Annotated in this window: 8 protein-coding genes; 5 read left to right on the top strand and 3 right to left on the bottom strand. The window is 69.0% G+C overall.

What is annotated here, in order from left to right; genetic code table 11:
- Positions 1-226: 226 nt before the first annotated feature.
- Together ACFWY6_RS32135 and ACFWY6_RS32130 are read left to right on the top strand one after the other, a co-directional pair.
- Positions 227-1,978, top strand: a complete 1,752-nt coding sequence (locus ACFWY6_RS32135) for a glycoside hydrolase family 55 protein (protein WP_384697851.1) — start codon at positions 227-229, stop codon at positions 1,976-1,978.
- Positions 1,979-2,049: 71 nt separating this feature from the next.
- Positions 2,050-2,265, top strand: coding sequence for a hypothetical protein (locus ACFWY6_RS32130; RefSeq protein WP_384697848.1), 216 nt, complete (start codon positions 2,050-2,052; stop codon positions 2,263-2,265).
- Between the two features lie 10 nt (positions 2,266-2,275).
- Here the strand turns inward: ACFWY6_RS32130 and ACFWY6_RS32125 are convergent, their stop codons facing one another.
- Together ACFWY6_RS32125 and ACFWY6_RS32120 are read right to left on the bottom strand one after the other, a co-directional pair.
- Positions 2,276-2,692 (bottom strand): VOC family protein, encoded by a 417-nt coding sequence (locus ACFWY6_RS32125; protein ID WP_384697845.1) that lies wholly within the window; start codon positions 2,690-2,692, stop codon positions 2,276-2,278.
- Positions 2,693-2,702: 10 nt separating this feature from the next.
- Positions 2,703-3,077 carry a helix-turn-helix transcriptional regulator gene (locus tag ACFWY6_RS32120; protein WP_266869720.1) on the bottom strand — a complete coding sequence of 125 codons (375 nt, stop codon included), beginning with the start codon at positions 3,075-3,077 and terminating at the stop codon, positions 2,703-2,705.
- Between the two features lie 83 nt (positions 3,078-3,160).
- Here ACFWY6_RS32120 and ACFWY6_RS32115 point away from each other — a divergent pair, with 83 nt between their 5' ends.
- Entirely contained in the window at positions 3,161-3,601 is a 441-nt protein-coding gene (locus tag ACFWY6_RS32115) for a hypothetical protein (protein WP_384697842.1), read from the top strand.
- A gap of 52 nt (positions 3,602-3,653) precedes the next feature.
- Here ACFWY6_RS32115 and ACFWY6_RS32110 read toward each other — a convergent pair whose 3' ends face one another.
- The gene (locus ACFWY6_RS32110; protein WP_360776461.1) at positions 3,654-4,415 is read right to left on the bottom strand and encodes a phosphoglyceromutase; all 762 of its coding nucleotides are present in this window, start codon (positions 4,413-4,415) and stop codon (positions 3,654-3,656) included.
- A gap of 212 nt (positions 4,416-4,627) precedes the next feature.
- Here ACFWY6_RS32110 and ACFWY6_RS32105 point away from each other — a divergent pair, with 212 nt between their 5' ends.
- Together ACFWY6_RS32105 and ACFWY6_RS32100 are read left to right on the top strand one after the other, a co-directional pair.
- Positions 4,628-5,953 (top strand): MDR family MFS transporter, encoded by a 1,326-nt coding sequence (locus ACFWY6_RS32105; protein ID WP_384697839.1) that lies wholly within the window; start codon positions 4,628-4,630, stop codon positions 5,951-5,953.
- A 61-nt stretch (positions 5,954-6,014) separates the two neighbouring features.
- Positions 6,015-6,173 (top strand): hypothetical protein, encoded by a 159-nt coding sequence (locus tag ACFWY6_RS32100; protein ID WP_384697837.1) that lies wholly within the window; start codon positions 6,015-6,017, stop codon positions 6,171-6,173.
- Positions 6,174-6,278: the final 105 nt, after the last annotated feature.

Below are 6,278 nucleotides of genomic sequence, written 5' to 3'. Positions count from 1 at the left end.
GGAGCGAAGCGGAATCGGCGCAGCCGACGCGACGAAGGAGCGCCCTTGACTCCCGGCCCGGAACCGCCAACCTCGGGACAACCGGGCGGCCCCGGTACGAACACCACCACAGGCCCACCAAGGCCCCCGCCCTGCCACACACCTTCCCCCGCCGCCAACCCCATGGCATGCTCACCCCCACCGCAGATATGAACGACGTTCACATCCATGGAAAGTGGAGGCGGGTATGGGTGGTACAGGCATGGAGCACCCCAGCAGACGCGGCGTACTCGGCGGCGCGATAACCGTCGCGGCGGCAGCGGCCACCGGCGCTGCGGTCGGCGGGACCGCGTGGGCGGCCGGCCAGCGGCCGCGAGGTGAAACCCCCGCCCTCTGGCAGGAGTTCACGAAGGCCCCGTACACCCACCCGCAGATCCCCTACATAGGCCGAGCCGGCGCCCGAGCCGGCAGCCGCCACCTCCCCCGCCCCGAAGTCGTAGCGAACGCACGCGATTACGGAGCCAAGCCCGACGGCACGTCAGACGCCGCCCCCGCCATCAACCGCGCCCTCGCCGAAGCCGGGGCGAACGGCGGCGGCACCGTCCTCATCCCACCGGGTACGTACCGCATGGACGACGTCATCCGCATCGCCCACGACAACGTCGTCCTCCGAGGCGCGGGCAGCGCCCGCACCACCCTCCACGCCACCAAGAACCTCACCGAACTCATCGGCCCCTACGGCTCCCGCTACGGCGGCGACAAGAGCAGCTGGTCCTGGGCCGGCGGCCTCATCTGGCTCTGTCCGCAAGGACGTTGGGAGTCCCTCACCACCGCCATCAAGGCGAAGGATTGGCCGTTCGAGGGCTGGACGGGCAACAAGCGGGACGAGTGGCAGACCCTCACGACCACCGCCCCGGCACACCGCGGCGACCGCACCCTGAAGGTCACCGACACCTCCCGCCTGCGCAAGGGCGACCTGGTCCTGCTCCGCCTCGCCGACGACGCGGACCACACGCTCCTCAAGCACATGGCGGGCGACGGCCCAGGCCCGGAGGCCTACACCTGGGACGACAAGACGAAACTGACCTCATACGTCCCGTACGAGTGGCCGGTACGCATCACCTCCGTAAAGAAGAGCACCGTCACCCTCGAACGCCGCCTCCCTCTGGACGTACGCCCGGAGTGGGACCCCCGACTCACCACCCACGTCGGGGCGTTGACGAACGCGGGGGTCGAGGGCCTCACCCTCGAGGCGGTCGAGACGCCCCAGTCCCCGCACCTCCTGGACAAGGGCTACAACGGCGTCACGTTCCAGTGCGCGTACGACTGCTGGGCGGACGACATCGTCGTACGCCATGTGGACAACGGCTTCGGGCTCGTCGGCGCATCGGCCTGCACCCTCCGCAACACCCGTGTCGCGGGCCGCGGTTCGCACCACCCGTACTTCTGCCGCGAGGGCTCCCACGACAACCTGATCGAGGACTTCACCATCGAGCAGCGCACGGTGCCGGCCCCGTCAGGAACCCAGCTCCACGGCATCAACGTAGAAGGCCTCTCCTCCTACAACGTCTGGTCACGCGGCACGATGGACATGGGCACCTTCGACAGTCACCGAGGCATGCCCTTCGCGAACGTCCGCACGGACATCACCGTCAACAACAACGGCCGCCACGGCGGAGACGCCAGCGCGGGCCCGCTCTTCGGCGCCCGCTTCACGCACTGGAACATCCGCGTGACGAACCATCGCGCGGGCCTGATGAAGATCGACGGGCTTGCGCCCTACAGCGCCACGGTGGGCATCAACGAGGTACGGGAGTTCGACCAGATCGACGTACCCGACTTCTCCGGAGAACTGCACTCGCGGGTCGAGCTCTATGGGACGACGGATGTGGTCCGGCCCCGGAACCTGTACGAGGCACAGCGTGCACCTGGCATAGGTGCCGGGCATGAGCCAATCCGGCCCCGGATGCACACAATGTCGCCAACCGTCGGTAACTGATCGACCGCGGCGCGTGGTTCGGGCTACACAGGAGGACTGGAACGTTCTTGCCTGACGGGAGGACTGGCCCAGTGGTGCTGACGATCGATCTCGCGGTTCTGCTGGCTGTCGTCATCGTCTTGCGTCTACGGAGACGGACGCAGGCCCGGAGCCGGAACGACGAGCAGCTGACCGTGCTCGTGGCGCTGGTCTTCGGGTTGCTGATCGCCCCGACCGCCTTCGGGCAGGGGATCCTGGACGCCGTGGGTGAGGTCGCGCAGGGCGTCACGGACGTGGGCAGCCCGTGACACCTGGCGCTCACTTCCCGCGAGGCTGACTGAAGCGCACCATGTTCCCGGCGGGGTCGCGGAAGGCGCAGTCGCGGACGCCCCAGTGCTGGTTTACCGGCTCCTGCAGCACCTCGCCGCCCGCCGTGCTGATGCGCTCGAAGGTCGCGTCGACGTCGTCGGTCGAGAAGATGACGCCGCGCAGCAGGCCCTTGCCGAGCAGCTCGGCCATGGCCTGCTTGTCGGCGGCGGAGGCGTTGGGGTCGGCGAGCGGAGGCTCCAGGACGATGTTCACGTCCGGCTGCGAGGGCGCCCCGATGGTCACCCAGCGCATGTCCGCGTACCCGACGTCGCCCCGCACCTCGAGGCCGAGAATGTCGCGGTAGAAGGCGAGCGCCTTGTCGTGGTCGTCGACGGCGATGAAGGTCTGAGAAAGCTTGATGTCCATGCGCTCCACGCTACGGTCGGGCGCCGGATCCGGCTTCTCCGTTCCTGACCGGTCGCGTGTGGATCTTGGCGATGCAGGCCGGGACGTCGGCGCCCTCGTCATGGCTCCGGGCCCGGTACGCGCTCGGGCTCTCGCCGACCAGCTCGGTGAACCGTGAGCTGAAGGACCCGAGCGACGTACAGCCGACGGCGAAGCAGACGTCCGTCACCGTCAAGTCGCCCCGCCGCAGCAGCGCTTTGGCCCGCTCGATGCGGCGCGTCATCAGATAGCTGTACGGCGTCTCACCGAAGGCGGCACGGAAGCTGCGGGAGAAGTGGCCCGCCGACATGAGGGCGACGCGGGCGAGCGCCGGGACGTCGAGCGGCTCGGCGTAGTCGCGGTCCATGGTGTCGCGGGCCCGGCGCAACCGGACCAGATCCTCCAGCGTCGTCACCCGACCACCATCCCACGTGATTCCAGTCAGTCGTCATGCGGTGCTTCGAGCTCAAGGATCCGCTCGGCGTTACTGTCATCTCCTCGCGTACTGCAGGATCCCGGACGGGGGCGACGGCTGTGGACCGGGAACAACTCGAAGCACTGCTGGCCGGTGATGATGAGGCACCCTCGACCGCCCTGGACGCGCTCCGCGGCGGTGCGTCGCATGTCGTCTGGGAGGGCACCGCTTCCGCCGAGTCACTCGCGCATGTCTACGGTCGCCGTCTCAGACACACGCTCCGCAAGGGCATCGAAACCACTGGCCTGGAACGCGCCGTGGAACTCCTCGGCCGGCATGGCCAACCGGTACGGCTGGGGCAGATCAATTCTGCGGACGGGGCCTGGGTCTTCATGCTCTTCATCACCGAAGACAGCCGCGGTCTTGTGGCATGCACTGGCGTACGGCAATCAGCCCAGAGTGGTCCCAGGCCATGAAAATGCCCCCCATCCGCGCCGTATGCGCAGGTGGGAGGCATGATCACAAACCCTACTTCTTCTTGCCCTGGTTCTTGACCGCCTCGATGGCCGCCTTCGCCGCCTCCGGGTCCAGGTACGTGCCGCCCGGCTTCACCGGCTTGAACTCGGCGTCCAGTTCGTAGGCCAGCGGGATGCCCGTCGGGATGTTCAGGCCCGCGATGTCCTCGTCGGAGATGCCGTCCAGGTGCTTGACCAGGGCGCGCAGCGAGTTGCCGTGCGCGGCGACCAGGACCGTCTTGCCGTCCAGGAGGTCCGGGACGATGCCGTCGAACCAGTACGGGAGCATGCGGACGACGACGTCCTTGAGGCACTCCGTCTGGGGGCGCAGCTCCGGCGGGAGAGTCGCGTAGCGGGGGTCGGAGAACTGCGAGTACTCCGCATCGCGGTCAAGGGCCGGCGGCGGGGTGTCGTACGAGCGGCGCCAGAGCATGAACTGCTCCTCGCCGAACTCGGCCAGGGTCTGCGCCTTGTCCTTGCCCTGGAGGGCGCCGTAGTGGCGCTCGTTCAGGCGCCAGCTGCGGTGGACCGGGATCCAGTGGCGGTCGGCAGCCTCCAGGGAGAGCTGTGCCGTGCGGATCGCGCGCTTCTGGAGCGACGTGTGGACCACGTCGGGGAGCAGGCCGGCGTCCTTGAGCAGCTCACCGCCGCGGACCGCCTCCTTCTCGCCCTTCTCGTTGAGGTTGACGTCCACCCAGCCGGTGAACAGGTTCTTCGCGTTCCACTCGCTCTCGCCGTGGCGGAGGAGGATCAGCTTGTACGGTGCGTCGGCCATGCCCCTGAGCGTAATCGAACCGCCGGGCGCCCCGCGCGCCCGGCCGGGGCGTGGACTCAGGCCCCGCCGCAGCAGGATCAGTTGACGGTATCTGCTAATCCGCTGGCTCCCCGAGCCATCGTGATCGTAATGTGCAGTCGTCGCTAGAGACGCTTACACGTGGACGCTTGCACACGCTGTTCGCGCGCCTGCCTGATCTGTGGGGGAAACCGATGTCGCTCGCCGCCATGAGACGTGCCGCAAGAGAGTCCGTCTCGGGGCTGCCCCGAGAGTTCTGGTGGCTGTGGACCAGCACCCTCGTCAACCGGCTCGGCGCCTTCGTCGCCACCTTCATGGCGCTCTATCTGACCCTGGACCGGGGCTACTCCGCGACGTACGCCGGGCTCGTCGCCGCCCTGCACGGGCTCGGCGGAGTCATCTCCTCGCTGGGCGCGGGCGTCATGACCGACCGGCTCGGGCGGCGGCCCACCCTCCTCATCGCCCAGTCCTCCACGGCGCTCTCCGTCGCCCTGCTCGGGTTCATGAAGGACCCGCTGGCCATCGCCGCCGTCGCCTTCCTGGTCGGTATGGCCAGCAACGCCTCCCGGCCCGCCGTCCAGGCGATGATGGCGGACATCGTGCGGCCCGAGGACCGGGTGCGGGCCTTCTCGCTCAACTACTGGGCGATCAACCTCGGGTTCGCGATCTCCGCCATGGGCGCCGGCTTCATCGCCGAGTTCAGCTATCTCGCCGGGTTCCTCATCGAGGCCGCCATGACCATGGCCTGCGCGATCGTCGTCTTCGCGAAACTGCCGGAGTCGCGGCCCGTGCGCACCGCCCTGGAGAAGGACGCCGAGCCGGAGGTGGGGCTCGGGACGGTGCTGCGGGACGGGCGGTTCATGGGAGTTGTGGGTCTTTCGTTTCTTGTCGCGCTGATCTTCCAGCAGGGGTCGGTGGGGCTGCCCGTCGCCATGGGCGAGGCCGGCTTCACGCCCGCCGACTACGGCATGGCCATCGCGGTCAACGGCGTACTGATCGTCGTCCTGCAGATCCCGGTCACCCGCTTCATCGAGCACCGGGACCCGCAGCGGCTGCTGATCATCTCCGCGCTGCTCGCCGGATACGGCTTCGGGCTCACCGCCTTCGCCGGGTCGATCGGCGTCTTCGCGCTGACCGTGTGCGTCTGGACGCTGGCCGAAATCGTCAACGCGCCAACGCAGACGGGGCTTGTGGTGCGGCTCTCGCCCCTCCATGGCAGGGGGCGCTACCAGGGCATGTACACCATGTCGTGGGCCGTGGCCGCGCTCGTCGCCCCGCTGATGTCCGGCTTCGTGATCGACCGCTTCGGGGCGGATTGGCTGTGGGGCATCTGCGCCGTCATCGGTACGTTCGCGGCGCTCGGCTACTGGACGCTGATGAGGGGGCTTCCGGAGGAGGAGACCGAGGTGGGGGCGGGGGCCGTGCCGGTGGCTCCGGCTTCGCGGACCGCGGAAGGGACCGCGGAGGAGACCGCGGAAGAGGCTCCCGCAGCCGACGCCCGCGCGCGCGTGCGCCGTTGATGCGCCGTCAGGTCTGGGCATGAGATGGGGGACAGGCAGTACGCCTTCGAGGAGGAGACCCATGGCCGAGTCCCCCAACCCCGTGTTCACCCCCGAGCAGCCGACCGTGACACCAGGCCTGCCCGAACTGGTCCTGCTGGGAGCCTGCGGCTGCGGCTCGGGCTGCGGCTGCGGCTGCCAGCAGGGTGGATCGTGCCAGTGCGGCGGGAGCTGCGGGTAAGGCGCACAAAAAGGGTGTGGGCCCCCCCCGGTATTTTGGGGGCCCCCCCCTCCCGCCCGAAAGATGGCGCCCTGGCCCCGCACACCGCCCCCCCCCCCGCGCAAA

The sequence above is a fragment of the Streptomyces sp. NPDC059037 genome, assembly GCF_042740015.1.
In the GTDB taxonomy this organism is placed as follows: Bacteria; Actinomycetota; Actinomycetes; order Streptomycetales; family Streptomycetaceae; genus Streptomyces.
Note: the sequence above shows the minus strand (reverse complement) of the source record. Positions and strands in the feature narration are given on the sequence as shown.

Excerpts from the sequence above, each read along its gene's own strand:
- ACFWY6_RS32135 (WP_384697851.1), top strand. The coding sequence starts at position 227 with ATGGGTGGTACAGGCATGGAGCACCCCAGCAGACGCGGCGTACTCGGC.
- ACFWY6_RS32125 (WP_384697845.1), bottom strand. The coding sequence starts at position 2,692 with ATGGACATCAAGCTTTCTCAGACCTTCATCGCCGTCGACGACCACGAC.
- ACFWY6_RS32120 (WP_266869720.1), bottom strand. The coding sequence starts at position 3,077 with ATGGACCGCGACTACGCCGAGCCGCTCGACGTCCCGGCGCTCGCCCGC.
- ACFWY6_RS32115 (WP_384697842.1), top strand. The coding sequence starts at position 3,161 with ATGCGGTGCTTCGAGCTCAAGGATCCGCTCGGCGTTACTGTCATCTCC.
- ACFWY6_RS32110 (WP_360776461.1), bottom strand. The coding sequence starts at position 4,415 with ATGGCCGACGCACCGTACAAGCTGATCCTCCTCCGCCACGGCGAGAGC.
- ACFWY6_RS32105 (WP_384697839.1), top strand. The coding sequence starts at position 4,628 with ATGTCGCTCGCCGCCATGAGACGTGCCGCAAGAGAGTCCGTCTCGGGG.
- ACFWY6_RS32100 (WP_384697837.1), top strand. The coding sequence starts at position 6,015 with ATGGCCGAGTCCCCCAACCCCGTGTTCACCCCCGAGCAGCCGACCGTG.